The following is a 26,329-nucleotide window of genomic DNA, read 5'->3' on the forward strand; positions in this document are numbered from 1 at the left end:
TCCCCTCACCACGGGAATCAAGCAATCACGAGGCGATCAGCTGCCGCAACACGTAGTGCAGAATCCCGCCCGACTTGAAGTACTCCACCTCATTCAACGTATCGATGCGGCACAGCACGTCGAGTTTCTCCTGGCGGCCGTCCTCACGAGTGATGACCAGGGTCAGGTTCATGCGCGGCGTTAGCTCGACGCCAGTCAGCCCCTGGATATCGAGGGTTTCCTTGCCAGTGAGGTTCAGGCTCTTGCGGTTCTGATCGAGCTTGAACTGCAGCGGCAACACGCCCATGCCCACCAGGTTGGAACGGTGGATGCGCTCGAAGCTTTCAGCGATCACCGCTTTGACACCCAACAGGTTGGTGCCCTTGGCCGCCCAATCGCGGCTGGAGCCGGTACCGTATTCCTGACCGGCGATTACCACCAGCGGCGTGCCCGAGGCCTGATAACGCATGGCGGCATCATAAATCGGCATTTTCTCGCCGCTCGGGATGTAGATCGTGTTGCCACCTTCTTCGCCGCCGAGCATCTCGTTACGAATGCGGATGTTGGCGAACGTGCCGCGCATCATCACCTCATGGTTGCCACGTCGTGAGCCGTAGGAGTTGAAGTCTCTCGGTTCCACGCCTTTTTCGCGCAGATAGCGCCCGGCCGGGCTGTCAGTCTTGATGTTGCCGGCCGGGGAGATGTGGTCGGTGGTCACCGAATCACCGAGCAACGCCAAAACCCGCGCACCCTTGACGTCAGTGATCACCGGCAATGGGCCAGAAATGTCGTCGAAGAACGGCGGATGCTGGATGTAGGTCGAATCGTCCTGCCACACATAGGTGGCGGCTTGCGGCACCTGGATCGCTTGCCACTGTTCATCGCCGGCAAACACCTCGGCGTATTCCTTGTGGAACATCGCGGTGTTGACCTGATTCACCGCATCGGCGATTTCCTGACTGCTCGGCCAGATATCGCGCAGGTACACCGGATTGCCTTGCTGGTCGTTACCCAGAGGCTCGCTGCTGATGTCAGTGCGCACGCTGCCAGCCAGAGCATAAGCGACCACCAGCGGTGGCGAGGCCAGCCAGTTGGTCTTGACCAGCGGATGCACCCGGCCTTCGAAGTTACGGTTGCCGGACAGCACCGACGCCACGGTGAGGTCAGCTTTCTGAATGGCCTTCTCGATTGGCTCCGGCAATGGCCCGGAGTTGCCGATGCAAGTGGTGCAGCCATAACCGACCAGCGAAAAGCCGAGCTGATCCAGGTATTGCGTCAGCCCGGCCGCCTTGTAGTAGTCGGTGACCACTTTCGAGCCGGGGGCCAGCGAACTCTTGACCCACGGCTTGCGCGTCAGGCCTTTCTCCACGGCTTTTTTCGCCAGCAGCCCGGCCGCCATCATCACGCTCGGGTTGGAGGTGTTGGTGCAGGAGGTGATGGCGGCGATCACCACCGCGCCGTTTTTCAGGCGATAGGTGTGGCCTTCATACTCGTATTCGGTTTCGCCGACCAGATCGGCGTTGCCCACGGCCACGCCACCGCCGCCCTCGCTTTCCAGGCGGCCTTCTTCCTTGCTGGTGGGCTTGAATTGCAAATCCATGAAATCACTGAAGGCCTGCGCCACGTTTGGCAGCGAGACCCGGTCCTGCGGGCGCTTTGGCCCGGCGAGGCTGGCTTCGACGCTGCCCATGTCCAGCGCCAGGCTGTCGGTGAACACCGGTTCTTGACCGGGCAGGCGCCACAGGCCCTGAGCCTTGGTGTAGGCCTCGACCAGTTTCACCACTTCGGCCGGGCGACCGGACAGGCGCAGGTATTCGAGGGTTACGTCATCGACCGGGAAGAAGCCGCAGGTCGCGCCATATTCCGGGGCCATGTTGGCGATGGTCGCGCGGTCGACCAGTGGCAGATCGGCGAGGCCGTCACCGTAGAATTCGACGAATTTGCCGACCACACCTTTCTTGCGCAACATCTGCGTGACGGTCAGCACCAGGTCGGTGGCGGTGATGCCTTCCTTGAGTTTGCCAGTGAGTTTGAAGCCGATCACTTCCGGGATCAGCATCGACACAGGTTGGCCGAGCATCGCCGCTTCCGCCTCGATCCCGCCGACGCCCCAGCCGAGTACGCCGAGGCCATTGATCATGGTGGTGTGGGAGTCGGTGCCGACGAGGGTGTCGGGGAACGCGTAGGTGCGGCCGTCCTCATCCTTGGTCCATACCGTGCGCCCGAGGTATTCGAGGTTGACCTGGTGGCAGATCCCGGTGCCCGGTGGCACCACGCTGAAGTTGTCGAAGGCGCTCTGACCCCAGCGCAGGAACGCGTAGCGCTCGCCGTTGCGCTGCATCTCGATGTCGACGTTCTGTTCGAAGGCGCTCGGGGTGGCGAATTTGTCGACCATCACTGAGTGGTCGATCACCAGATCCACTGGTGACAGCGGGTTGATCCGTTGCGGATCACCGCCGGCCTTGGCCATCGCCGCACGCATCGCAGCGAGGTCGACCACGGCGGGCACGCCGGTAAAGTCTTGCATCAATACCCGGGCAGGGCGGTACTGGATTTCCCGATCTGAGCGGCGCTCCTTGAGCCAGGCGGCGATGGCCTTGAGGTCGGCGCCGGTGACAGTTTTTTCATCTTCCCAGCGCAGCAGATTTTCCAGCAGGACTTTCAGCGACATGGGCAACTGGTCGATGTTGCCCAGGCTTTTCGCGGCATCCGGCAGGCTGAAATAGTGGTAGGTTTTTTGGTCGATCTGCAGTGTTTTAAGGGTCTTCAGACTATCGAGGGACGGCATTACGATCACTCCTTTGAGTCCGCACGGCTACGGACTGAGGGGACGGGCAGAGCTATCAACGTAGCCCTGTTTTCAGTAGCTGGCTAATAACTGGACTCTATCGATAAGTCCAAGGTTCCGAACTCGGCTATCATGCGCCGGTTTTCGTGACAGGCTTTGCTTCACCGCAAGGCTTGAGCAGCGTGCAGGGGCCGAATGTCCGCCCTCTGCCCAGGAGTAAGAATGAACACCCTATTCATGCATTGCCGGCCAGGCTTCGAAGGCGAAGTCTGTTCGGAGATTTCCGACCTCGCCGCCCAGTTGAATGTGGCCGGTTACGCCAAGGCCAAACCGGCCACCGCGTACGCGGAGTTTGTCTGCAGCGAAGCAGACGGCGCCGAACGCCTGATGCGCGGCCAGCGTTTCGCCGAGCTGATTTTTCCGCGCCAGTGGGCGCGCGGTGTCTTCATCGATTTGCCGGAAACCGATCGCATCAGCGTGATCCTCGAGCAGATGGCGGACTTCCCGGTCTGCGGCAGCCTGTGGCTGGAAGTGGTCGATACCAACGACGGTAAAGAGCTGTCGAACTTCTGCAAGAAATTCGAAGGCCCGCTGCGCAAGGCGCTGACCGGCGCCGGCAAACTGGTGGACGACGCGAGCAAACCGCGCCTGCTGCTGACCTTCAAAAGTGGTCGCGAAGTGTTTCTCGGCATGGCCGACGCCGGCAACTCGGCGATGTGGCCGATGGGCATTCCGCGCCTGAAGTTTCCGCGCGAGGCGCCCAGCCGTTCGACCTTGAAACTGGAAGAGGCCTGGCACCACTTTATCCCGCGTGATCAGTGGGACGAGCGCCTGCACAGCGACATGACCGGCGTCGACCTCGGCGCGGCACCCGGCGGCTGGACCTGGCAACTGGTCAACCGCGGCATGCTGGTGACCGCCATCGACAACGGCCCGATGGCTGAAAGCCTGATGGACACCGGTCTGGTGCAACACTTGATGGCCGACGGTTTCACCTTCAAGCCCAAGCAACCGGTGGACTGGATGGTCTGCGACATCGTCGAGAAGCCGGCGCGTAACGCGGCAATGCTGGAAGAATGGATCGGCGACGGTCATTGCCGCGAAGCGGTGGTCAACCTCAAGCTGCCGATGAAACAGCGCTATGCCGAAGTGAAGCGCTTGCTCGAGCGCATCGCCGATGGCTTCAAAGCGCGCGGGATCAAGGTCGACATTGGTTGCAAGCAGCTGTATCACGACCGCGAGGAAGTGACCTGTCATTTGCGTCGGCATGACATCAAGAAAGCCAAATCCCGCTGAGTCACCATTAAACCCTGTGGGAATGTCTCTGTGGTGAGGGGATTTATCCCCGAGAGGGATGCAGCGCATCCCCACTCTTTGGGGCCGCTTCGCAACCCATCGGGGATAAATCCCCTCGCTACAGATGACTGAGCACCCGGCAATGCGCGACAATGCCGGCCAGTTTCAGGAGTGAATCATGAGTGAAATGATCGATACCCCGGTCGACGGCACCCTCGACGCCACCGGTCTCAATTGCCCGGAGCCGGTAATGATGCTGCATCAGCACATTCGTGATCTGGTGCCGGGCGGCCTGCTCAAGGTGATCGCCACCGATCCCTCGACCCGTCGCGACATTCCCAAGTTCTGTGTGTTTCTCGACCACGAACTGGTGGGGCAGCACGAAGAGGCCGGTACTTATCTGTACTGGATCCGCAAGAAGTCCAATTGAATTCGGGCATAAAAAAGACCTGCATGTGCAGGTCTTTTTTTATGGCTGATCAGCCCACCGAACGACTGATCCGAATACGCTTGTGTGCACTGCGCGTCAGGCGAATCGACAGCATCAGCGCCGCGCAGCTCAGGCCGACAATCAGACCTTGCCACAGACCGCTTGGGCCACGCGGTTCGCCGAGCCAGTCGGTCAGACCGAGGGCGTAACCCACTGGCAGGCCGATGCCCCAGTAGGCGAACAAGGTGAGGATCATCGTTACCCGGGTGTCCTGATAACCGCGCAGGGCGCCGGCGGCGGTGACCTGGATCGCGTCGGAGAACTGGAACAGCGCCGAGTACACAATCAGCATTGCCGCGATGTGAATCACCGTCGGATCCGCCGTGTAGATCGACGCAATCGGCTCGCGCAGCAACAGCATCATGCTCGCCGACAGGCAGGCATACGCCAGCGCGGTGACCATGCCGACGCCGGCGGCAAAGCGTGCTTCCCGCGGCTCTTCACGCCCCAGCGCCTGGCCGACACGCACCGTGACGGCCATGCCCAGCGAATAAGGAATCATGAACACCAGCGAGCTGACGTTCAGCGCGATCTGGTGCCCGGCCACCACGGTGGCGCCAAGGCTGCCGATCAGCAGGGCGATCACGGCGAAGATGCTCGACTCGGCAAACACGGCGATGCCAATCGGCAGGCCGATCGCCAGCAGACGTTTGATCACCGCCCATTGTGGCCAGTCGAAGCGGCTGAAGATCTCACTCGAGCGATACGCCGGCGCCCAACGCTCCCAACCGGCCAGACCCAGCGCCATGACCCACATCACGATGGCCGTGGCCCAGCCACAGCCCACGCCCCCCATGGCCGGTACGCCGAAGTGGCCATAAATGAAGATGTAGTTCAGCGGAATGTTCAGCGCCAGACCGCACAGGCCCAGCACCATCGCCGGGCGGGTGCAGCCGATGCCATCACTGGTACAGCGCAACACGTGATAGAACGCCACCGCCGGCAGCCCGCTGGCAATGCCGTGCAGGTATTGCATGCACGGGCCGATCAGCTCGGGATCGACTTTCATCAGGTGCAGCACCGGTTCGGCGGCGACCAGCATGCACGTGGCGATCAGGCCGACCACCAGTGCCAGCCACAGCGCTTGACGGACAATCGGGCCGATTTCGCTGTGGGTGCCGGCGCCGAAACGCTGGGCGACTTTCGGCGTGGTGGCCAGCAGGGTGCCAGTCATCAGCAGAAACACCGGGACCCAGATCGAGTTGCCCAGTGCTACCGCTGCCAGGTCACGCGGCCCGACACGGCCGGCCATCACCGCATCGACGAAGCCCATGGCGGTGGTCGCCAGTTGCGCGATGATGATCGGCAGCGCGAGGGCGAGCAGATTCCTGAACTCCAGGCGAATTCGCGCGGGGCGGGTGAGTGAGGCAGCGAGCGGTTGATCAGTAACAGAATTCACAGGCAAAGCGTCCACAGGGATTGATGCGCAGGGCGCCGCATTCTACGCCGCTGACGCTTTGGTCAGGAAAAATCCTCTGTTGCGGATTTGTAATCTGTAGGAGCTGCCGCAGGCTGCGATCTTTTGATCTCGATCTCGATCTTGAAAAACAAAATCAAAAGATCGCAGCCTGCGGCAGCTCCTACAGTTAAACTGCCGATCCGCCCAAGGAGCCCGCCATGCTGATTGTTGCCGACGAAAATATCCCCCTGCTCGATGCCTTTTTTGCCGGTTACGGCGAGATCCGCCGGGTGCCGGGCCGTGCCATCGACCGTGCGACGGTCGAGCAGGCCGATGTGTTGCTGGTGCGCTCGGTGACTAACGTCAATCGTGCTTTGCTCGAAGGCAGCAAAGTGCGTTTCGTCGGCACTTGCACTATCGGCACCGATCATCTGGATCTCGATTATTTCGCCGAGGCCGGCATCACCTGGTCCAGCGCGCCCGGTTGCAATGCGCGAGGTGTGGTCGATTATGTGCTCGGCAGTCTGATGACCCTGGCGGAAATCGAAGGCGTTGAATTGCCGCAACGTACTTATGGGGTAATCGGTGCCGGTGAAGTCGGCGGCCGGTTGATCAAGGTCCTCAAGGGCCTGGGCTGGAATGTCAAAGTCTGCGACCCGCCGCGTCAGGCCGTCGAGGGGGGCGATTACGTCAGTCTTGAGCAGATCATCGAGCAGTGCGACGTGATCAGCCTGCACACGCCGCTGACCCGTATCGGCGCAGGCGCGACCTGGCATCTGTTCGATGAGCCGCGTCTGCAACAGCTCAAACCCGGTACCTGGCTGATCAACGCCGCTCGTGGCCCCGTGGTGGATAACGCTGCGTTGCGCACCGTGCTGCTGGCGCGTGAAGACCTGCAAGCGGTGCTCGACGTGTGGGAAGCCGAGCCTGAAGTCGATGTCGACCTCGCCGAACTCTGCGTGCTGGCCACGCCGCACATTGCCGGTTACAGCCTCGATGGTAAACAGCGCGGCACGGCGCAGATTTATCAGGCTTATTGCGAATTTATCGGTCAGACGCCGAGCATCCAGCTCAGTGACTTGCTACCGGCACCGTGGCTGTCAGAAGTGACCTTGCACGCCGACAGCGATCCGGCCTGGGCACTGGCGATGTTGTGCCGTGGCGTATACGACCCGCGCCGCGATGACGCGGATTTTCGTCGCAGTCTTGTAGGCAATGTCGCGGAACAGCGTGCGGCATTCGATGTGTTGCGCAAGCAGTACCCGGTGCGGCGCGAGATCGAGGGACTGAAGGTGCGGATCGACGGTGATTCGCCGCAGTTGCAACAGATTGTGGCGGCGCTGGGGGCGGTTGCGGTTCAATAACAGGTCGGCCCTTTCGCGAGCAGGCTCGCTCCCACAGTGTTTGCCCTGACCCTGTAGGAGCTGCCGAAGGCTGCGATCTTTTGATTTTGTTTTTTGAAGGCAAGATCAAAAGATCGCAGCCTGCGGCAGCTCCTACAGAGAGCAGAACGGCAGGCAGAAAAAACCCGGCCAAACAGGGGCCGGGTCAGGAAGACGGTGGCTATATCACTTTTGTTCGGCAGGCTTGACCAATCGCTTCTCCAGCTCGCGGCACGCGTCCTGGATCATGTCTTCAGTGATCGGTACTTCACGCCCATCCTTGTCGATAATCGAGCAACCCAGAGGTTGGCCGGGCTTGGTGCGGATCACTTGAATCTTGTCATCGCTGCTGTGTTGCAAGGACATGGCCTGTCTCCTCATCAGGTTGTGCACGTAGATTAAAACCGCCACGTGACCAGGCTGTGACAACACCCTTGGGTCTGTCAAAAGCGGCATCTCCACTCCAACAGAAATGACCGCTCGTCTCAACCGGGACATTAGACCAATAGCAACTATGGCCTAGTCTTTGGGGGCATATTTAACCTGACTCATTGTGATTTACAGAGTTCCGCCCCATAGAAGGTTTAGGCTAGCCCTTTCATCAACACGGATGTGTACCTGAATGATCTCGAAGCTTTCTTCCCGGCACCGTCGAGCGCTGAGTCTGACCAGCCGGTTTCTGGCGCCTTATCGTTGGCAAGTCTGCGCTGCGCTGTTGGCGTTGATCGTCACGGCGGCCGTTACTTTGTCGATGGGGCAGGGGATCAAATTGCTGGTCGATCGGGGCTTCATGACGCAGTCGCCGCATCAACTGAACCAGAGCATCGGTATCTTCATGCTGATGGTGTTGGGCCTGGCGATTGGCACCTTTGCGCGGTTTTACTGGGTGTCGTGGATCGGCGAGCGAGTTGTCGCAGATATCCGGCGCGAGGTGTTCAACCATCTGGTCTACCTGCATCCCGGCTTTTACGAGAATAACCGCAGTTCGGAGATTCAATCACGGCTGACTGCCGACACGACGTTGCTGCAATCGGTGATCGGCTCGTCGCTCTCCATGTTTCTGCGCAACCTGTTGATGGTGATCGGCGGAGTAGTGCTGCTGTTCGTGACCAATCCGAAACTCACCAGCATCGTGGTGATCGCCTTGCCCTTCGTGGTGGCGCCGATTCTGATTTTCGGGCGTCGTGTGCGCAATCTGTCGCGGTTGAGTCAGGATCGGGTCGCCGACATCGGCAGCTACGTTTCCGAGACGCTCGGGCAGATCAAAACCGTTCAGGCCTATAACCATCAGGTGCAGGATGAACGCCGTTTCGCCACGACGGTCGAGGAGGCGTTTGATACTGCGCGCAAACGGATCTTTCAGCGCTCCTGGATGATTACCGTGGTGATCGTGCTGGTGCTCGGCGCGGTGGCGGTGATGTTGTGGGTCGGCGGCATGGACGTGATAGCCGGGCGCATTACCGGGGGCGAACTGGCGGCGTTCGTTTTCTACAGTCTGATCGTCGGCAGTGCCATTGGTACGTTGAGCGAGGTCATCGGCGAGTTGCAGCGTGCGGCGGGTGCTGCCGAGCGCATCGCGGAACTGCTCAATTCGCAGAACATCATCCAGCCACCGACCCTCGGGCTGGTGACGTTGCCAGAACGGATCAAGGGCGAGCTGCAATTGCAGAATGTGCACTTTTCCTACCCGTCGCGTCCGGACAGCTATGCCATCAGCGGCTTGAGCCTGACCATCAGGGCTGGTGAAACCCTGGCCCTTGTCGGGCCTTCCGGCGCCGGTAAATCCACGGTGTATGACTTGTTGTTGCGCTTCTACGACCCGCTGGAAGGCCGGATCCTGATTGACGGGGTGCCGCTGACCAGCCTCGATCCGCTGGATCTGCGGCGCAATTTTGCCTTGGTCTCGCAATCGCCAGCGCTGTTTTTCGGCAGCGTCGAAGAGAATATTCGTTACGGCAATGCCGACGCGACACTGGAGCAGGTCAAAGAAGCGGCAAGAATTGCTCACGCCCATGACTTCATCGAGAAGATGCCCAACGGTTATCAGACTCATCTGGGGGACGCTGGTCTCGGCCTTTCCGGCGGCCAGCGTCAACGTCTGGCGATTGCCCGCGCGTTGCTGGTGGATGCGCCGATTCTGCTGCTGGACGAGGCCACCAGCGCTCTCGATGCCCAGAGCGAACATCTGATCCAGGAAGCGTTGCCAAGTCTGATGCACAACCGCACCACGCTGGTGATTGCGCATCGCCTGGCCACGGTGAAGAACGCCGACCGGATCGCCGTGATGGATCAGGGCAGATTGGTCGCAATCGGTACGCATCAGGAGCTGATCGTGAGCAATCCACTGTATGCGCGGCTGGCGGCGTTGCAGTTCAACGACGGGCATGCGATGGCGGTGTAGAACTGCCGAAGCCTTTCCTGGCAGCAAAAAAATGCCCGCATCGATGGATGCGGGCATTTTTCATTTCAGGTATTCAGCACCTGTCACTGATCGTCGAAATACCGCTCGTGCCAATCCACCAGCGGCTGCGGCGAATTGAGTTTCTGCCCGTAGATCACCGAGTACGACAGCACGTTCTGCACGTACTGGCGGGTTTCGTCGAACGGGATGCTTTCCACCCACACATCGAAGCTCAGGTGATCGGCGCCGCGCAGCCACTGGCGCACGCGGCCGGGGCCGGCGTTGTAGGCGGCGGAGGCCAGGACGCGGTTGCCGTTGAACTGGCTGTGCACCTGGCTCAGGTAAGCGGCGCCGAGCTGGATGTTCTTGTCCGGATCGAGCACTTGCTGCGGCGAGGCCAGCGGAATGCTGAACTTGCGCGCGGTTTCCTTGGCGGTGCCGGGCATCAATTGCATCAGGCCGCTGGCGCCGACGCCGGAGCGGGCGTCATCCATGAACGCGCTTTCCTGGCGGGTGATGGCGAACACCCAGCTCGAATGCAGGCCGCGCGTCTTGGCTTCACGCACCAGGGTGTCGCGGTGGGCCATCGGGAAGCGGATGTCCAGATCATCCCAGTATTGCGCCTGACTGATGGTGCGAATGGCCGGGAAGTACCATTTCAGGTCGTAAGCCAGTCTGGCCTGGGCGACCATTTCGTCACGATTGAAATGGCGGCTGACGTGATACCACTCGCGGCGCCCGTCGACGATCTGCCCGCGCGCATGGAATTCCAGAGCGCGACGCACACCGGGGGTATTACGCACTTTGTTGATGGTGGCCTGGCTGAGTACCAGCGGCTTGTTCATCAACGAGTAAGGCAGTTGCGAGCGGTCGGCGGCGAGGAAGCCGTAGAAGTCGCGTTCTTTCGCCAGATTCTTGTACAGGGTTTGCGCTTGCGGGTTCTGTGGTTGCGCCAGTTCCAGGCTGCGGGCCTGCCAGTAACGCCAGCGGTTGGTGGTCGCCAGATCCTGCGGTAGCCGACGGGTCAACTGATACGCATCGTCCCAGCGTGCCAGACGCAACAGCAGGCGCAGGCGCCATTCAGACACGGTGTTGTCACGCAGCTCCGGATCGTATTTGGTCATCACGTCCAGCGCACGGCTGTCGAAACGCCGGGCCAGGGTCAGGCCGATTTCCCGGGCAATCGCGACTTTCTCATCACGGGAGAAATGCATGCTGTTGGCGTATCCGTCGAGCAGGGCCATGGCCTTGTCCGGGTCCTGACGGGCGAGGCGGCGCAGGCCGAGGCTGACCACGTCGGACATCGGCTCGTCAGCGGGAGTGAAGCGCGACGGCTGATTGAGCAGTTCGGGTTTCTGCGCCACATCCACCAGCAGCCGACCGCGCGGGGCGAGGGTGGTGAGGCCGTTGACCAGGCTGTTGGCCAGTGGATAGTTGCGCGCCTGGGCGGCAAGTTTGGTGCGCTCCCAGCGTTTCTGCTCGGTCAACTGGCCATCGGCGGCCCAGATCCCGAACAGTCCGTCACAGGCGGCCGGTTGCGATTTGCCGGTCAGCCACAGTTTGTCGGCGTTGGCATAGCCCTCGGCCTTGTGGCCGCTGCTGATCTGGAACTGCGCATTGAGGCAGTCCAGTTCAGTGAAGTTGAGTTTCGGGTCGTAATACTTGGTGAAGGTCGCCCAATCGCCACGGTCGGCGAGCCAGCGCAACCAGCGCAGCTTCATCCAGTTGGCCTGGGGCAGGTCGCCGTGCTCGGCGAGGAATTTCTCGATTTCCTCATTACTGGCAGTCTTCAGACGCGCGGTCAGTTCGTCGTAAGCCAGGTACGGTTCCAGCGGGTAATCGGCCAAGGCCTGGCTGTAACGAAAGTACGGGCCGGTATCGCCCTTGGCCAGTGCGCGCTTGGCTTCATCGTAATACTGGCGTTGGGTCGACAGGTCCACCGCCTGGGCGGATTGAGCGGCAGCGGCGGTAAGTAGCAAACAGGACAAGACACTGAAAAGGCGACTGCGCATGAGACATCCGGGCAGAGAAATCATGACAAGCACCGGCCGCGGCCAGCACTGAATTGTCTGTAGCTTAGCCTTTTGCCAGCAACGGGCGAAAGCTTTGCGGGTCTTGCAGCACAAGTTCGCAACAAATGTTGTGCAGAGTGCTTCAGCAGACAAATTGCCGGCCTGCTGAGGACCTGATTCAGGTAGAATGCGCGCCCGGTTTTTGGAGAAGCTCATGACCCTGCTCAAATTCAGCGATGTGTCCCTTGCATTCGGCGCGATGCCGTTGTTGGACAAGGTGTCCTGGCAGATCGCCCGTGGTGAGCGGGTGTGCATCATCGGCCGCAACGGCACTGGCAAATCCAGCATGATGAAACTGGTCAAGGGCGACCAGAAACCCGATGACGGCTCGGTGTGGCGTGCCCCCGGTCTGAAAATCGGTGAATTGCCGCAAGAATTGCCGGTGGCCGACGGGCGGACGGTATTCGACGTGGTTGCCGAGGGGCTGGACGGTGTTGGCGCCTTGCTCGCCGAATATCATCACCTGAGCCAGAACATCGTCACCGACGCCGATCTGGACAAGCTGATGCACGTTCAGCACGACCTCGAAGCCCGTGACGGCTGGCGTTTGCAGACGCTGGTCGACAGTACCCTGAGTCGCCTGCAACTGCCGGCCGACAAGACTCTTGCCGAGTTGTCCGGCGGCTGGCGTCGCCGCGTGCTGCTGGCGCAGGCGCTGGTGTCCGAACCGGATCTGCTGCTGCTCGACGAACCGACCAACCACCTGGACATCGGTGCGATTGCCTGGCTCGAAGAAGCCCTGAAGGATTTCCAGGGCGCCGTGCTGTTCATCACGCACGACCGTTCTTTCCTGCAGAACCTAGCTACGCGCATCCTTGAACTGGATCGCGGCGGCCTGATCGACTGGAACGGCGACTACGCCAGCTTCCTCGTGCATAAAGAAGCCGCGCTGGCTGCTGAAGAAACCGCCAACGCGCTGTTCGACAAGCGTCTGGCTCAGGAAGAAGTGTGGATCCGTCAGGGCATCAAGGCCCGTCGCACCCGTAACGAAGGCCGTGTGCGTGCCCTGAAAGCCCTGCGCGTTGAGCGCAGCGAACGTCGTGAACGTACCGGCAAGGCGAATATTCAGCTGGAAACGGCCGAGAAGTCCGGCAAGCAAGTGATGATCCTGGACAACGTCAGCTTCCATCACCCGGACGGTCCGTACCTGATCAAGGACTTCTCGATGGTCCTGCAGCGTGGCGACCGTATCGGTCTGCTGGGCGCTAACGGTACCGGCAAGACCACTCTGCTCAAGCTGATGCTCAACGGTCTGCAACCGACCAGCGGCAAAGTGGAAGAGGGCACCCGGATCGATGTCGCCTACTTCGATCAGTTGCGTCATCAGCTCGATCTGGAAAAGACCGTGATCGACAACGTCGCCGAAGGTCGCGACTTCATCGAAATCGATGGCCAGAGCCGCCACGTCCTGAGCTACCTCGGCGACTTCCTGTTCAGCCCGCAGCGTGCGCGCACGCCGGTGAAGGCGCTGTCCGGTGGCGAGCGTGCACGTCTGTTGCTGGCCAAACTGTTCAGCAAACCGGCGAACCTGCTGGTACTCGATGAACCGACCAACGACCTCGACGTCGAGACTCTCGAACTGCTCGAAGAAGTACTGCTGACGTTCAACGGCACGGTGCTGATGGTCAGTCACGACCGGGCATTCCTCGACAACGTGGTCACCAGCACTCTGGTCTTCGAAGGTGAAGGCAAGGTCCGTGAGTATGTCGGCGGTTATCAGGACTGGATCCGTCAGGGCGGCTCGCCGCGCCTGTTGGGTGTGACCGAGAGCAAGTCGGGCAAGGCTGATCTGAACTCGGCGGTGGTCACTGCTGAGCCTGCACCCGGTGCCGCGCCTGCTGCTGCAGCGCCGGCCGCCAAGAAGAAGCTGAGCTACAAGCTGCAGCGTGAGCTGGAAGCGCTGCCGGGCGACATTGATGCCAAGGAACAGCAGATCGCTGCGGTCGAGGCGGAAATGGCCGAAGCCGGTTTCTACCAGCGTCCGCCGGCAGAAACGGCCAAGGTGATTGCTTCGCTGGAGCAGTTGCAGGCTGAGCTGGATGCGCTGGTGGAGCGTTGGGCCGAGCTGGATGCCTGATTGATCCGGTAACAAAAAAGCCCGACGCTCAGTGATGAGCGCCGGGCTTTTCATATGCGGATATAGGTGAAGATTCCAATGTGGGAGCGAGCTTGCTCGCGAAAGCGGTATGTCAGGTAGCATCAATGTTGAATGTGCCGACGCCTTCGCGAGCAAGCTCGCTCCCACAGGGTTTTGTGTTTCAGCGTTTGATCAGGTGCACCGCGAGCACATCGCAAGGGGCGCCATGCAACACGTCGTTGGCTGTGGAGCCCAGCAATAGCGCCAGACCATGACGGCCATGGCTGCCGACCACGATCAGATCGCAGAGATTTTCCTTGGCGAAATGATGGATTTCCTGACGTGGCTGGCCATAGGTCAGGTGGCAATTGGCACCCTCGAGTTCGGCATATTTGGCTTTCAGGCGCTCTAGACGTTCCTTGGCCTGATCGAACTGCTGCTGTTGCAGTTGTGACAGATCCATCGGCACATCGCCGCCGAACGCCATCGCCATCGGTTCGACGATATGCACCAGCGACAGCTTGGCGCCATTGCTCGTCGACAGCTCTCGGGCGCGGTGAATCACAGGGTCGCACTCTTCGGTCAGATCTACGGCGACCAGGATATGGGAGTAGGGCATGAGGTGCTCCTTGTGACGGTTCAATAGTGCTAAGTATGGCTGGTTTCAAGCACATTGGTTCCAGAGTGACACAATGCGCTCACCTTAAGTCGGGAGTAGAGATATGACGGTCTGGTTGGTGGTGTCAATCCTGCTGGTGGTTCTGAGTCCACTGGCATGGTTGCGCCCGTCGCGCGTACAGAGCGGCCGGATGGCCCTGCGCATGGAGGCGCGGCGCATCGGGCTGGCCATGCAGCTGGCGCCTCAGGAGTGGCCGCATTGGCTGTCGCAGGAGCCGCCCAGCCCGTGTGCGCAATATCATCGGCCACGGCGTGGCAGCCAGCCAGCGTGCTGGAGTTACTGGCAGAAATCGCCGGGAGTATGGGTCAATCAATGGCAGGAAGTCTGCGAGGATCGGTTGCTGCTCGATTATTTCGAAAAGTTGCCGGGCAATGTGTTCAAGGTTGAGGCCGACAAGCAGATGATCGCCTTGTACTGGGGCGAGAAGGGCGAGGCCAAGGTTTTGCAGGATATCGACGCGACTCTGAAAGCGCTGGCCTGAACCCCGGATTTTTCCCACTGCAACGGTAGGGAGCGTCCGGCAGACGGACAATAAAAAGCCCGACATGATTCATCGGGCGGGGGTGGCCAGGCAGGCCGGAAATTCTTTTTGACGTTGATTCGTGGTGCTCCGGTCAGCAAACGTGCGCCTGTTTTCCTTCGTCGTCCAGCGAGCGTAGCCTGTTAAACAAGGCTTGCAGCGAATTAGGGCGACATTTCTAACTATTAATCTTATGAATACCCTTACATGCAAGCATGTGTCGGCGGCTGCGTCTTACAGAAATGACCGCAAAGTCGCATTTCAACCCGTATTTAGGGCGATTGACAATTGTCGGAAATTCCGTGAAGGTGGCGTACCCAAATCAAACGGGCGTATGAATTGAGCGTTTGTCTTACAGACTGCTCCTACAGAATCCCGACTATCGCGTTGGCGGGTGTGCCGGGTGGATTGGCGTCAGCATCGACGAAAAAGCGTCCTGCCGAGCCATTTACCTGCGTCCGACGTGTACTGTTCAGCTTCCATATCGTGGAGATCAGTTGATGATTTACGAAGGTAAAGCCATCACGGTTAAAGCTCTTGAAAGTGGCATCGTCGAATTGAAATTCGACCTCAAGGGTGAGTCCGTCAACAAGTTCAACCGTCTTACCCTGAACGAACTGCGTCAGGCCGTGGACACCATCAAGGCAGATGCTTCGATCAAGGGCGTGATCGTCAGCAGTGGCAAGGACGTGTTCATCGTCGGCGCCGACATCACCGAATTTGTCGACAACTTCAAGCTGCCGGATGCCGAGCTGGTTGCTGGCAATCTCGAAGCCAACAAGATCTTCAGCGATTTCGAAGACCTCAACGTTCCGACCGTGGCCGCGATCAACGGCATCGCCCTGGGTGGCGGTCTGGAAATGTGCCTGGCGGCGGATTACCGCGTCATGTCGACCAAGGCCAAGATCGGTCTGCCGGAAGTCAAACTGGGCATCTACCCAGGCTTCGGCGGTACCGTGCGTCTGCCGCGCCTGATCGGCGTCGATAACGCCATCGAGTGGATTGCCGCCGGCAAGGAAAACCGTCCTGAAGACGCGCTGAAAGTCAGCGCCGTCGACGCCGTGGTTGCTCCAGAGAAGCTGCAGGAAGCTGCCCTTGAACTGATCAAGCGCGCCATCTCCGGCGAGTTCGACTTCAAGGCCAAGCGTCAGCCAAAACTTGAAAAACTCAAGTTGAACGCCATTGAACAGATGATGGCTTTCGAAACCGCCAAAGGTTTCGTGGCAGGGCAAGCTGGCCCGAATTACCCGGCGCCGGTTGAAGCGATCAAGACCATCCAGAAAGCCGCGAACTTCGGTCGTGACAAGGCGCTGGAAGTCGAAGCTGCAGGTTTCGTCAAACTGGCCAAGACCTCTGCCGCGCAGAGTCTGATTGGCCTGTTCCTGAACGATCAGGAACTGAAGAAGAAGGCCAAGGCCTACGACGAAATCGCCAAGGACGTGAAGCAGGCTGCGGTACTGGGTGCTGGCATCATGGGTGGCGGTATCGCCTATCAGTCGGCCTCCAAAGGCACGCCGATCCTGATGAAAGACATCAACGAGCACGGTATCGAGCAGGGTCTGGCCGAAGCCGCCAAGCTGCTGGTGGGCCGCGTTGACAAAGGCCGCATGACCGCTGCGAAAATGGCTGAAGTGCTCAACGGCATTCGTCCGACCCTGTCCTACGGCGACTTCGGTCACGTCGACCTGGTTGTTGAAGCCGTGGTCGAGAACCCGAAGGTCAAGCAAGCCGTGCTGGCTGAAGTCGAAGACAAGGTCAAAGAGGACACCATCCTCGCGTCCAACACGTCGACCATTTCCATCAGCCTGCTGGCCAAGGCCCTCAAGCGTCCGGAAAACTTCGTCGGCATGCACTTCTTCAACCCGGTGCACATGATGCCGCTGGTGGAAGTCATCCGTGGCGAGAAGTCCAGTGAGCTGGCAATTGCCACCACCGTTGCCTACGCCAAGAAAATGGGCAAGAACCCGATCGTTGTCAACGACTGCCCGGGCTTCCTGGTCAACCGCGTTCTGTTCCCGTATTTCGGCGGTTTCGCCAAGCTGGTCAGCGCCGGTGTGGATTTCGTCCGCATCGACAAGGTCATGGAAAAATTCGGCTGGCCGATGGGCCCGGCATACCTGATGGACGTGGTCGGCATCGACACCGGTCACCACGGTCGTGACGTGATGGCTGACGGCTTCCCGGATCGCATGAAGGATGACCGTCGTTCGGCAGTCGACGTGCTTTACGAAGCCAAACGTCTGGGCCAGAAGAATGGCAAGGGCTTCTACGCCTACGAGACCGACAAGAAAGGCAAGCAGAAGAAGGTGGCCGATCCGTCGGTGCTGGAAGTGCTCAAGCCGATCGTTTACGAGCAGCGCGAAGTCACTGACGAAGACATCATCAACTGGATGATGATCCCGCTGTGCCTGGAAACCGTGCGTTGCCTGGAAGACGGCATCGTTGAAACTGCCGCCGAAGCCGACATGGGTCTGGTTTACGGTATCGGTTTCCCTCCATTCCGTGGCGGTGCGCTGCGCTACATCGATTCAATCGGTGTTGCCGAGTTCGTTGCCCTGGCTGACCAGTACGCTGATTTGGGCGCGCTGTACCACCCGACCGCGAAGCTGCGCGAAATGGCCAAGAACGGCCAGAGCTTCTTCGGTTAAGCGCCCCCAACTAGAGTGAGAGTGAACTTATGAGCTTGAATCCTAGAGACGTCGTGATTGTCGACTTCGGTCGTACTCCGATGGGCCGCTCCAAGGGCGGCATGCACCGCAACACCCGCGCCGAAGACATGTCGGCGCACCTGATCAGCAAACTGCTGGAACGCAACGCCAAGGTCGATCCTGCTGAAGTCGAGGACGTGATCTGGGGCTGTGTGAACCAGACCCTGGAGCAGGGCTGGAACATCGCGCGCATGGCGTCGCTGATGACCCAGATCCCGCACACCTCGGCCGGCCAGACCGTCAGCCGTCTGTGCGGCTCGTCGATGAGCGCCCTGCACACCGCTGCGCAAGCGATCATGACCGGTAACGGTGACGTATTCGTGGTTGGCGGCGTCGAGCATATGGGTCACGTGAGCATGATGCACGGTGTCGATCCGAACCCGCACATGTCGCTGTACGCGGCGAAAGCCTCGGGCATGATGGGTCTGACCGCGGAAATGCTTGGCAAGATGCACGGCATCACCCGTGAGCAGCAGGACGCCTTTGGCGTGCGCTCCCACCAGCTCGCCCATAAGGCGACGGTGGAAGGCAAGTTCAAAGACGAAATCATCCCGATGCAGGGTTACGACGAAAACGGCTTCCTGAAGCTGTTCGACTACGACGAAACCATTCGTCCGGAAACCACTCTGGAAAGTCTGGCGGCCCTCAAGCCTGCCTTCAATCCGAAGGGTGGCACCGTGACTGCCGGTACTTCGTCGCAGATCACCGATGGTGCTTCGTGCATGATCGTGATGTCGGCGCAGCGTGCACAGGACCTGGGGATCCAGCCGATGGCCGTGATCCGTTCGATGGCGGTGGCGGGTGTGGATCCGGCGATCATGGGCTATGGTCCAGTGCCGGCTACACAAAAAGCCCTGAAGCGTGCGGGCCTCGGCATCAACGATATCGACTTCTTCGAGCTCAACGAAGCTTTCGCTGCACAGGCCCTGCCAGTGCTGAAAGATCTGAAAGTACTCGACAAGATGAACGAGAAGGTTAACCTGCACGGCGGCGCGATCGCCCTGGGTCACCCGTTCGGTTGCTCCGGTGCCCGTATTTCCGGCACTTTGCTGAACGTGATGAAGCAGAATAGCGGCACCTTCGGGGTGGCCACTATGTGCATTGGTCTCGGCCAAGGCATCTCCACCGTCTTCGAACGCGTTTAAGCGTCTCGTCGATGGAAGCCGGGGCCAAGTGCCCCGGTTTTTGTTTTTGTGGATTTATTTTTGTATTTATTTTGAAAAAATTTGAGTGAGGGCCGAAGCATGCCGATACAACCTGGGCTCTACCAACATTACAAGGGGCCGCAGTACCGCGTATTCAGTGTGGCGCGGCATTCCGAGACCGAGGAAGAAGTGGTCTTTTACCAAGCCCTGTATGGCGATTACGGCTTCTGGGTACGCCCTTTGAGCATGTTCGTCGAGTCGGTCGAGGTTGACGGCGAGCAGGTGCCACGCTTTGCTTTGGTGCAAGCCGAACCGAGCCTTTTTTCCAAGCCATGAGGCGAGTGCGCACAGAACCCTGTGCTTGACCTCACCTTGTAGCCACTATATATAGCGGTGCCGCGTCAGGCGCCAACCGCCTTTCACTTCTAGAATTCAGGAATTTTCTGATCCATGGGCAAATCGCTGGTCATTGTGGAATCCCCGGCTAAGGCCAAGACCATCAACAAGTATCTGGGCAACCAATACGTGGTGAAGTCGAGTATCGGCCATATCCGAGACCTGCCCACCAGCGGTTCGGCTAGCGCCAGCAAAGAGCCGGCCGCCAAGCGCGGCAAGGCCGCTGCGGGCGAAGGGCCGGTGCTCACGCCGAAAGAGAAGGCGCGCAAGCAACTGGTTTCGCGCATGGGTGTCGATCCGGAACATGGCTGGAAAGCCCAGTACGAGATCCTTCCGGGTAAAGAGAAGGTCATCGAAGAGCTGCGCCGGCTCGCCAAGGATGCTGACACCATCTATCTCGCAACCGACTTGGATCGCGAGGGGGAAGCCATTGCCTGGCACCTGCGCGAAGCCATCGGTGGTGACGACAGCCGCTACAAGCGCGTGGTGTTCAACGAAATCACCAAGAAAGCGATTCAGGAAGCGTTCTCCGAGCCGGGCGAACTGGACATCGATCGTGTGAATGCCCAGCAGGCGCGTCGCTTCCTCGACCGCGTTGTGGGTTACATGGTCTCGCCACTGCTGTGGGCCAAGATCGCCCGTGGCCTGTCGGCCGGTCGCGTGCAATCGGTTGCCGTGAAGCTGGTGGTCGAGCGTGAGCGTGAAATCCGTGCGTTCAACCCGGAAGAGTACTGGGAAGTGCACGCTGATCTTGGCACCGCCAAGGGCTCGACTGTACGTTTCGAAGTGGCGCGCGAGAAGGGCGAGGCCTTCAAGCCGCTGAACGAAGCCCAGGCCACGGCCGCGCTGGAGAAACTCAAGTCCTCCAGCTACAGCATCGTCAAGCGCGAAGACAAGCCGACCAGCAGCAAGCCGTCGGCGCCATTCATCACGTCCACCCTGCAGCAAGCCGCGAGCAATCGTCTGGGCTTCGGCGTGAAGAAAACCATGATGATGGCCCAGCGTCTGTATGAAGCCGGCTACATCACTTATATGCGTACCGACTCGACCAATCTTTCGGCCGATGCCGTGGCGATGGCGCGCACCTACATCGAAGACGAGTTCGGCAAGAAGTACTTGCCGGAAACGCCGAATGTCTACAGCAGCAAAGAAGGCGCACAAGAGGCTCACGAAGCGATTCGTCCTTCCGATGCCAACACTACGCCAAGCAAGCTTGCAGGTATGGAGCGTGATGCTGAGCGCCTTTACGAACTGATCTGGCGCCAGTTCCTTGCTTGCCAGATGCTGCCGGCGCAGTACCTGTCGACCACTGTCAGCGTCGCTGCTGGCGACTTTGAGCTGCGCGCCAAGGGCCGCATCCTCAAGTTCGACGGTTACACCCGCGTTCTGCCGCAGATCGCCAAGCCTGGCGATGACGACGTTCTGCCCGACATGGCGCAGGGCGATGTGATGAAGCTGATCAAGCTTGATCCGTCGCAGCACTTCACCAAGCCGCCAGCGCGTTACTCCGAAGCGAGCCTGGTGAAAGAAATGGAAAAACGCGGTATCGGTCGTCCTTCGACCTATGCAGCCATCATTTCGACCATTCAGGATCGCGGCTACGTGACCCTGCACAACCGTCGTTTCTACTCGGAAAAGATGGGCGACATCGTCACCGAGCGTCTGTCGGAGAGCTTCTCGAACCTCATGGACTACGGCTTCACCGCCGGCATGGAAGAGAACCTCGATGATGTAGCTCAGGGTGAGCGTGACTGGAAAAACGTGCTGGACGAGTTCTACGGCGACTTCAAGAAGAAGCTTGAAGTGGCGGAGAACCCGGACAATGGCATGCGTGCCAACCAGCCCGTGATGACCGACATTCCGTGCACCACATGCGGTCGTCCGATGCAGATCCGTACCGCATCGACCGGTGTGTTCCTTGGCTGCTCGGGTTACAGCCTGCCGCCGAAGGAGCGCTGCAAGGCCACCGTCAACCTGGTGCCAGGCGACGAGATTGCCGCGGACGACGAGGGCGAGTCGGAGTCGTTGGTTCTGCGTGGCAAGCATCGCTGCCCGATCTGCAGTACGGCGATGGACGCCTACCTGCTTGATGAGAAGCGCAAACTGCACATCTGCGGTAACAATCCGGATTGCGCGGGCTACGAAATCGAAGAGGGCAACTATCGCATCAAGGGCTATGAAGGTCCGAGCCTCGAGTGCGACAAGTGCGGCAGCGAGATGCAGCTCAAGACCGGCCGTTTCGGCAAGTTCTTCGGTTGCACCAACCCAACTTGCAAGAACACCCGCAAACTGCTGAAGAGCGGTGATGCGGCGCCGCCGAAGATGGATCCGGTGAAGATGCCTGAGCTGAAATGCGAAAAGGTCAACGACACCTACATCCTGCGCGACGGTGCTTCCGGTCTGTTCCTGGCAGCCAGTCAGTTCCCGAAAAACCGCGAGACCCGTGCTCCACTGGTGATCGAGATTCTGCCGCACAAGGACGAGATCGATCCGAAGTACCACTTCCTGTGCGAAGCGCCGCAGAAGGATCCTGATGGTCTGCCAGCGGTCATCCGCTACAGCCGCAAGACCAAGGAGCAATACGTGCAGACCGAAGTAGACGGCAAGCCTACCGGCTGGAAGGCGTACTACGATGGTGGTAAATGGACTGTTGAAGACAAGCGCACGAAAGCCAAGGCTGAGTAAGCGTTAGCCTGATACAAAAAAGGCCGCATGATAACCCTCGGGTTTTCATGCGGCCTTTTTGTTTTGTGCTTGCGGTCGGATCCGTTGATCCATGACACTGTCGGGTCTGTGTGACGCAATTATTTCGCTGTGGAGACTGCCGGCATGGCGCACGAACTCTATACCCGCACCAATCAGAAAATCTATTTCGCCGGCCTGTCGCTGGAGGCTCTGGCTCGTGCCGAAGAGGGACGAGCGATGAATTCGCTGGCGCTGATCCAGGCTGGGCGTGAATCAGCGTTATTTCACCTCTACGGCGCGCTTTTGGGGCTCTGCCATGAGATCGCCGGTTTCTATCGTCTGCCTCAGGCCAATGCGGCGCGAGCAGAAGTGTTGTTGAATCGTGACGTCCTGGAATCGATTGCAATCCCTGAGCTGGCCGAGATGGTGGAGCTGGCCGGTAACCCTGAAACCTGGCTGGCGAAACTGCTGGCGGCGCATTCGGCGTTGTTCCAGCCGCCACGGGTGCCACAGAAGCCCAAGGGCGATGTGACGCAGCCATTGATTCAGGCCATTAATCTCGATGAGGAAGAGGCGCCGCAGGAGTTGAGTCGCGAAGAGCTGGAGAGCTGGCGGCAGAATCTCAAAGGTCTGGCGATCCGCTTTCGCGAAGGTCTGAACGAATGCTGATGGGTGTTGGTACGGTGGCAATCTGAAACATGCTGCTGGTCAAGATCCCGAGCGAAGCCCGAATGATGTCTATATAATCCCTGCCTTTCGTGGAGAACAGACCTATATGCCAACGTCCTTTCTAGAAATTGTCGAGTTACCAGACGGCCGAATCGAACTGCGCAGGGCTGAGGACGAGGGTTCTCTGGTGACGCTGGATTTCTCCGAGGATGCCAAGGCGTTCCTGCAAGGCCAGCATGTGGAAATCGCCAAGGCGATGTTAAGCGTCGGCGTACAGATGGCCGGTCGTATGGTCGAAGGCGAGTTTGATAAGGAAGAAGGGCCGCGGGTTCTTCACTGAGCCCCGCCTGTCGGCGATTGCCGCTATCGCATCAGATCGGCTTCTCTGTCCCTGGAGAAGCCATGCGCTTCACACAGCGCGCGTTACCAGTTAATCAACCCAGTCGAATGTTCAGGCTTTGAGCGTCGCCCGTGCGGGCTGCGCCGATCAGCTGTTGCCGGGAGCTTGTGTTCAGTGGGTTGAGCCAGGTCACCACTGTGTGACTGCGGCCCAGACGCAGCGCTTCACACGCCAGTTGCTGAGCGCTTTGCGCGCCACGTGGTTGCAGCAGCAGAATGCGTTCACGGTTCAGGCCGGCCTCTCGCAGCCAGGTCTGGGTCAGGCTGGCTGGAGGGGCGATCAGCGTCAGCCAGCGTGCATCCTGATCCTCGCTCAGTTCGCGAAGGATCGGGGCGAGCAGGTTCAGGCAGTTCCCGGCCGCACCGCGCAGTGACAGCTCACTGAACACTTCCGGTTCGGCAATCCATGGGCGCTCGACCACATCTTTCAGGATCGGCGCCATCGGTTGTGCCAGAAACGCTTCGAATAAAGGCAGTTGTGTTTGCTGAGGTGTGTGTGGGAACTGCATAAAGCCTCCTTTAGCGGCGGATGACGCCGACACTCAAGCCTTCGATCACCAGTTCCTGATCTTTCAGGTCGACTTCGATAGGGGCGAACTCAGGGTTTTCGGCAATCAGCCAGACTTTGCTGCCTTCGCGTTTGAAGCGCTTGACGGTCACTTCATCGCCGATCCGTGCAACCACGACCTGGCCATTGCGTGCTTCGCGAGTAGTGTGAACCGCCAGCAGGTCACCGTCGAAAATGCCGATGTCCTTCATGCTCATGCCGTGTACGCGCAACAGGTAGTCGGCTCGGGGATGGAAGAAGGCCGGGTTGATGTTGCAGGACTCTTCGATGTGCTGCTGGGCGAGGATCGGAGCACCGGCGGCGACCCGGCCAATGATTGGCAGGGTGGAGTCATCGGCCTTGGCTTCGAAGCCAGGGATGCGGATGCCCCGAGAAGCACCAGGCGTCATCTCGATGGCACCTTTGCGGGCCAGGGCCTTGAGGTGCTCTTCAGCCGCGTTTGGCGACTTGAAACCCAGCTCCTGAGCGATTTCCGCGCGGGTTGGCGGGTAGCCGTTGTCTTCGAGGCAACGTTTGATAAAGGCCAGAATCTCGGCTTGGCGTGGCGTCAGCTTTAGCATATTGATCGCTCTGTCTTTTTATACAGTGACTGGGATTATATACAGTGAAGCGGTCTTGGCAATGCCCGTTTTTTTGCAGCCCGCCGGACGGTCGGCGGCCGTGCTTATTAAAGGAGCGGATGAGTGTGGTTAAATAGCTGACCGACCATTCCCAAAACGAACTGGCAGGCTTGACAAGGCACAGGCTGAAACGTATGTTTCAAACAAGTGTTTGTCAGGCGGAGTAGCCATGGCCCAGTCGGAAACCGTTGAACGCATTCTTGATGCTGCCGAGCAGTTGTTCGCGGAGAAAGGTTTCGCTGAAACCTCATTGCGTTTGATCACCAGCAAGGCCGGGGTAAACCTGGCGGCGGTGAATTATCATTTCGGCTCCAAGAAAGCCCTGATCCAGGCGGTTTTCTCACGCTTCCTCGGCCCCTTCTGCATCAGCCTCGATAAAGAATTGGAACGGCGTCAGGCCAAGCCGGAAAACAAGCCGACGCTTGAAGAGCTGCTGGAGATCCTCGTCGAACAAGCGCTCGTGGTGCAGCCACGCAGCGGTAACGACCTGTCGATCTTCATGCGTTTGCTCGGTCTGGCATTCAGCCAGAGCCAAGGTCACCTGCGTCGTTACCTGGAAGACATGTACGGCAAGGTGTTCCGCCGCTACATGCTGCTGGTCAACGAAGCGGCTCCGCGCATTCCGCCAATCGAGCTGTTCTGGCGCGTGCACTTCATGCTCGGCGCTGCGGCGTTCAGCATGTCCGGGATCAAGGCCTTGCGCGCGATTGCCGAGACCGATTTCGGCGTCAACACGTCGATCGAACAGGTGATGCGCCTGATGGTGCCGTTCCTCGCCGCTGGCATGCGTGCGGAAACCGGTGTTACCGATCCGGCAATGGCAACAGCGCAATTGCGCCCGCGCAGCAAGTCGACTCCGGTGGCTGCCAAGGTTTAACCGCACACGGGTGGGCGCGGCAGTTTACATCCGCTAAGCTAGCCGCCCATGCCGACTCTCGTTCTGAACCCGAAATCCAAAGAAATTGCCGACCTGCCGAGCATTGCTCACGGTAGCGATTTCCTGCGGATCGGGTTTTTCGTTTTCAAGGAATTTCTATGACTGCTGGCCTGCAAGGCTCGTTGATGGTGGACGTCGCCGGTACCTGGCTGACGGCCGAAGATCGCCAATTGTTGCGTCAGCCCGAAGTGGGCGGCCTGATCATTTTTGCCCGCAACATTGAGCATCCACGCCAGGTGCGTGAGCTCAGCGCAGCCATTCGGGCGATTCGCCCGGATCTGCTGCTGGCGGTGGACCAGGAGGGCGGTCGCGTCCAGCGCCTGCGTCAGGGCTTCGTGCGCCTGCCGGCGATGCGCGCCATTGCCGACAATCCGAATGCCGAGTACCTCGCCGAGCAATGCGGCTGGATCATGGCCACTGAAGTGCTGGCGGTCGGCCTTGATCTGAGTTTCGCCCCGGTACTGGACCTGGATTACCAGCGCAGCGCCGTGGTCGGTACCCGTTCGTTCGAGAGTGATCCCGAGCGCGCCGCATTGCTCGCTGGAGCATTCATTCGCGGCATGAACAGCGCCGGCATGGCTGCCACTGGCAAGCATTTCCCCGGTCACGGCTGGGCTGAAGCCGATTCCCACGTCGCGATCCCGAACGACGAGCGCAGCCTCGACGACATCCGCGCCAATGACCTCGTACCGTTCGCCAGGTTGAGCAAGCAGCTCGCGGCGGTCATGCCGGCGCACGTCATTTATCCGCAAGTCGATTCGCAACCTGCCGGCTTCTCCCGTCGCTGGTTGCAGGACATTTTGCGCGGCGAGTTGCAGTTCGACGGCGTGATCTTCAGTGACGACCTGTCGATGGCCGGCGCCCATGTGGTTGGCGACGCCGCCAGTCGTATTGAAGCTGCGCTCAGCGCCGGTTGCGACATGGGCCTGGTGTGCAACGACCGCGCTGCTGCGGAACTTGCGCTCAGTGCCGCGCAACGGATGAAAGTCAAACCGTCCGCGCGCATCGCGCGCATGCGCGGGCAGGCGTTCGCCAGTACCGACTACCGCCAGGATCCGCGCTGGCTCAATGCAATCGGTGCGCTCAAAGACGCTCAACTGATCGATTAAGGATTTTTTG

General features: G+C 59.7%; 21 protein-coding genes. 14 read left to right on the plus strand and 7 right to left on the minus strand.

Going from position 1 to position 26,329, the window contains the following annotated elements; translation table 11 throughout:
- Window positions 1–25: 25 nt before the first annotated feature.
- The gene (gene acnA / locus KVQ82_RS10510; protein ID WP_222018809.1) at window positions 26–2,767 is read right to left on the minus strand and encodes an aconitate hydratase AcnA; all 2,742 of its coding nucleotides are present in this window, start codon (window positions 2,765–2,767) and stop codon (window positions 26–28) included.
- Window positions 2,768–2,989: 222 nt separating this feature from the next.
- On the opposite strand from acnA, the gene rlmM reads away from it, so the two are divergent.
- Both rlmM and tusA read left to right on the plus strand, forming a co-directional pair.
- Window positions 2,990–4,063 carry a 23S rRNA (cytidine(2498)-2'-O)-methyltransferase RlmM gene (gene rlmM / locus KVQ82_RS10515; RefSeq protein WP_145594848.1) on the plus strand — a complete coding sequence of 358 codons (1,074 nt, stop codon included), beginning with the start codon at window positions 2,990–2,992 and terminating at the stop codon, window positions 4,061–4,063.
- Between the two features lie 178 nt (window positions 4,064–4,241).
- Window positions 4,242–4,493: a sulfurtransferase TusA gene (tusA, locus tag KVQ82_RS10520; protein WP_007961802.1), complete on the plus strand. Its 252-nt coding sequence runs from the start codon at window positions 4,242–4,244 to the stop codon at window positions 4,491–4,493.
- A 49-nt stretch (window positions 4,494–4,542) separates the two neighbouring features.
- On the opposite strand, the gene KVQ82_RS10525 is transcribed toward tusA, so the two are convergent.
- Complete coding sequence (locus KVQ82_RS10525) at window positions 4,543–5,952, minus strand: MATE family efflux transporter (protein WP_222018810.1); 1,410 nt, start codon at window positions 5,950–5,952, stop codon at window positions 4,543–4,545.
- Window positions 5,953–6,170: 218 nt separating this feature from the next.
- On the opposite strand from KVQ82_RS10525, the gene pdxB reads away from it, so the two are divergent.
- Window positions 6,171–7,316, plus strand: a complete 1,146-nt coding sequence (gene pdxB / locus KVQ82_RS10530; RefSeq protein ID WP_222018811.1) for a 4-phosphoerythronate dehydrogenase PdxB — start codon at window positions 6,171–6,173, stop codon at window positions 7,314–7,316.
- 204 nt (window positions 7,317–7,520) lie between these two features.
- Here pdxB and KVQ82_RS10535 read toward each other — a convergent pair whose 3' ends face one another.
- Window positions 7,521–7,700, minus strand: a complete 180-nt coding sequence (locus KVQ82_RS10535) for a PA1571 family protein (protein WP_027611439.1) — start codon at window positions 7,698–7,700, stop codon at window positions 7,521–7,523.
- A gap of 256 nt (window positions 7,701–7,956) precedes the next feature.
- On the opposite strand from KVQ82_RS10535, the gene KVQ82_RS10540 reads away from it, so the two are divergent.
- On the plus strand, window positions 7,957–9,735 hold the full coding sequence (locus KVQ82_RS10540; RefSeq protein WP_222018812.1) for an ABC transporter transmembrane domain-containing protein: 1,779 nt from the start codon (window positions 7,957–7,959) through the stop codon (window positions 9,733–9,735).
- Between the two features lie 83 nt (window positions 9,736–9,818).
- On the opposite strand, the gene KVQ82_RS10545 is transcribed toward KVQ82_RS10540, so the two are convergent.
- Window positions 9,819–11,747, minus strand: a complete 1,929-nt coding sequence (locus KVQ82_RS10545; protein ID WP_222018813.1) for a transglycosylase SLT domain-containing protein — start codon at window positions 11,745–11,747, stop codon at window positions 9,819–9,821.
- Between the two features lie 214 nt (window positions 11,748–11,961).
- Here KVQ82_RS10545 and KVQ82_RS10550 point away from each other — a divergent pair, with 214 nt between their 5' ends.
- The gene (locus tag KVQ82_RS10550) at window positions 11,962–13,884 is read left to right on the plus strand and encodes an ATP-binding cassette domain-containing protein (protein WP_222018814.1); all 1,923 of its coding nucleotides are present in this window, start codon (window positions 11,962–11,964) and stop codon (window positions 13,882–13,884) included.
- Window positions 13,885–14,065: 181 nt separating this feature from the next.
- On the opposite strand, the gene KVQ82_RS10555 is transcribed toward KVQ82_RS10550, so the two are convergent.
- Window positions 14,066–14,503, minus strand: coding sequence for a universal stress protein (locus tag KVQ82_RS10555; RefSeq protein ID WP_041069017.1), 438 nt, complete (start codon window positions 14,501–14,503; stop codon window positions 14,066–14,068).
- A gap of 103 nt (window positions 14,504–14,606) precedes the next feature.
- Between KVQ82_RS10555 and KVQ82_RS10560 the strand changes: the two genes are divergently transcribed.
- The 7 genes from KVQ82_RS10560 to KVQ82_RS10590 all read left to right on the plus strand — a co-directional run bounded on the left by KVQ82_RS10560 (window position 14,607) and on the right by KVQ82_RS10590 (window position 23,026).
- The gene (locus KVQ82_RS10560; RefSeq protein ID WP_222018815.1) at window positions 14,607–15,044 is read left to right on the plus strand and encodes a hypothetical protein; all 438 of its coding nucleotides are present in this window, start codon (window positions 14,607–14,609) and stop codon (window positions 15,042–15,044) included.
- A 539-nt stretch (window positions 15,045–15,583) separates the two neighbouring features.
- The gene (gene fadB / locus KVQ82_RS10565; protein ID WP_198758592.1) at window positions 15,584–17,731 is read left to right on the plus strand and encodes a fatty acid oxidation complex subunit alpha FadB; all 2,148 of its coding nucleotides are present in this window, start codon (window positions 15,584–15,586) and stop codon (window positions 17,729–17,731) included.
- Between the two features lie 29 nt (window positions 17,732–17,760).
- On the plus strand, window positions 17,761–18,936 hold the full coding sequence (fadA, locus tag KVQ82_RS10570; RefSeq protein ID WP_007910465.1) for an acetyl-CoA C-acyltransferase FadA: 1,176 nt from the start codon (window positions 17,761–17,763) through the stop codon (window positions 18,934–18,936).
- A gap of 99 nt (window positions 18,937–19,035) precedes the next feature.
- On the plus strand, window positions 19,036–19,272 hold the full coding sequence (locus KVQ82_RS10575; RefSeq protein WP_041069004.1) for a DUF1653 domain-containing protein: 237 nt from the start codon (window positions 19,036–19,038) through the stop codon (window positions 19,270–19,272).
- Window positions 19,273–19,386: 114 nt separating this feature from the next.
- Window positions 19,387–22,017 carry a type I DNA topoisomerase gene (gene topA, locus KVQ82_RS10580; protein WP_041069001.1) on the plus strand — a complete coding sequence of 877 codons (2,631 nt, stop codon included), beginning with the start codon at window positions 19,387–19,389 and terminating at the stop codon, window positions 22,015–22,017.
- 144 nt (window positions 22,018–22,161) lie between these two features.
- Window positions 22,162–22,686, plus strand: a complete 525-nt coding sequence (locus KVQ82_RS10585; protein ID WP_222018816.1) for a DUF6586 family protein — start codon at window positions 22,162–22,164, stop codon at window positions 22,684–22,686.
- 106 nt (window positions 22,687–22,792) lie between these two features.
- Window positions 22,793–23,026 (plus strand): hypothetical protein, encoded by a 234-nt coding sequence (locus KVQ82_RS10590; protein WP_003226592.1) that lies wholly within the window; start codon window positions 22,793–22,795, stop codon window positions 23,024–23,026.
- A 94-nt stretch (window positions 23,027–23,120) separates the two neighbouring features.
- Here KVQ82_RS10590 and sulA read toward each other — a convergent pair whose 3' ends face one another.
- Both sulA and lexA read right to left on the minus strand, forming a co-directional pair.
- Window positions 23,121–23,594: an SOS-induced cell division inhibitor SulA gene (gene sulA, locus KVQ82_RS10595; protein ID WP_041068994.1), complete on the minus strand. Its 474-nt coding sequence runs from the start codon at window positions 23,592–23,594 to the stop codon at window positions 23,121–23,123.
- A gap of 10 nt (window positions 23,595–23,604) precedes the next feature.
- On the minus strand, window positions 23,605–24,213 hold the full coding sequence (gene lexA, locus KVQ82_RS10600; RefSeq protein ID WP_003226590.1) for a transcriptional repressor LexA: 609 nt from the start codon (window positions 24,211–24,213) through the stop codon (window positions 23,605–23,607).
- 229 nt (window positions 24,214–24,442) lie between these two features.
- On the opposite strand from lexA, the gene KVQ82_RS10605 reads away from it, so the two are divergent.
- Complete coding sequence (locus KVQ82_RS10605; protein ID WP_007961819.1) at window positions 24,443–25,150, plus strand: TetR/AcrR family transcriptional regulator; 708 nt, start codon at window positions 24,443–24,445, stop codon at window positions 25,148–25,150.
- Between the two features lie 158 nt (window positions 25,151–25,308).
- Window positions 25,309–26,319, plus strand: a complete 1,011-nt coding sequence (gene nagZ / locus KVQ82_RS10610) for a beta-N-acetylhexosaminidase (RefSeq protein WP_222018817.1) — start codon at window positions 25,309–25,311, stop codon at window positions 26,317–26,319.
- Window positions 26,320–26,329: the final 10 nt, after the last annotated feature.

Source organism: Pseudomonas sp. AO-1 (assembly GCF_019775695.1).
Lineage (GTDB): Bacteria > Pseudomonadota > Gammaproteobacteria > Pseudomonadales > Pseudomonadaceae > Aquipseudomonas > Aquipseudomonas parakoreensis.

Coding starts and splice junctions, on each gene's coding strand:
- acnA (WP_222018809.1), bottom strand. CDS start 2,767: ATGCCGTCCCTCGATAGTCTGAAGACCCTTAAAACACTGCAGATCGAC.
- rlmM (WP_145594848.1), top strand. CDS start 2,990: ATGAACACCCTATTCATGCATTGCCGGCCAGGCTTCGAAGGCGAAGTC.
- tusA (WP_007961802.1), top strand. CDS start 4,242: ATGAGTGAAATGATCGATACCCCGGTCGACGGCACCCTCGACGCCACC.
- pdxB (WP_222018811.1), top strand. CDS start 6,171: ATGCTGATTGTTGCCGACGAAAATATCCCCCTGCTCGATGCCTTTTTT.
- KVQ82_RS10535 (WP_027611439.1), bottom strand. CDS start 7,700: ATGTCCTTGCAACACAGCAGCGATGACAAGATTCAAGTGATCCGCACC.
- KVQ82_RS10540 (WP_222018812.1), top strand. CDS start 7,957: ATGATCTCGAAGCTTTCTTCCCGGCACCGTCGAGCGCTGAGTCTGACC.
- KVQ82_RS10545 (WP_222018813.1), bottom strand. CDS start 11,747: ATGCGCAGTCGCCTTTTCAGTGTCTTGTCCTGTTTGCTACTTACCGCC.
- KVQ82_RS10550 (WP_222018814.1), top strand. CDS start 11,962: ATGACCCTGCTCAAATTCAGCGATGTGTCCCTTGCATTCGGCGCGATG.
- KVQ82_RS10555 (WP_041069017.1), bottom strand. CDS start 14,503: ATGCCCTACTCCCATATCCTGGTCGCCGTAGATCTGACCGAAGAGTGC.
- KVQ82_RS10560 (WP_222018815.1), top strand. CDS start 14,607: ATGACGGTCTGGTTGGTGGTGTCAATCCTGCTGGTGGTTCTGAGTCCA.
- fadB (WP_198758592.1), top strand. CDS start 15,584: ATGATTTACGAAGGTAAAGCCATCACGGTTAAAGCTCTTGAAAGTGGC.
- fadA (WP_007910465.1), top strand. CDS start 17,761: ATGAGCTTGAATCCTAGAGACGTCGTGATTGTCGACTTCGGTCGTACT.
- KVQ82_RS10575 (WP_041069004.1), top strand. CDS start 19,036: ATGCCGATACAACCTGGGCTCTACCAACATTACAAGGGGCCGCAGTAC.
- topA (WP_041069001.1), top strand. CDS start 19,387: ATGGGCAAATCGCTGGTCATTGTGGAATCCCCGGCTAAGGCCAAGACC.
- KVQ82_RS10585 (WP_222018816.1), top strand. CDS start 22,162: ATGGCGCACGAACTCTATACCCGCACCAATCAGAAAATCTATTTCGCC.
- KVQ82_RS10590 (WP_003226592.1), top strand. CDS start 22,793: ATGCCAACGTCCTTTCTAGAAATTGTCGAGTTACCAGACGGCCGAATC.
- sulA (WP_041068994.1), bottom strand. CDS start 23,594: ATGCAGTTCCCACACACACCTCAGCAAACACAACTGCCTTTATTCGAA.
- lexA (WP_003226590.1), bottom strand. CDS start 24,213: ATGCTAAAGCTGACGCCACGCCAAGCCGAGATTCTGGCCTTTATCAAA.
- KVQ82_RS10605 (WP_007961819.1), top strand. CDS start 24,443: ATGGCCCAGTCGGAAACCGTTGAACGCATTCTTGATGCTGCCGAGCAG.
- nagZ (WP_222018817.1), top strand. CDS start 25,309: ATGACTGCTGGCCTGCAAGGCTCGTTGATGGTGGACGTCGCCGGTACC.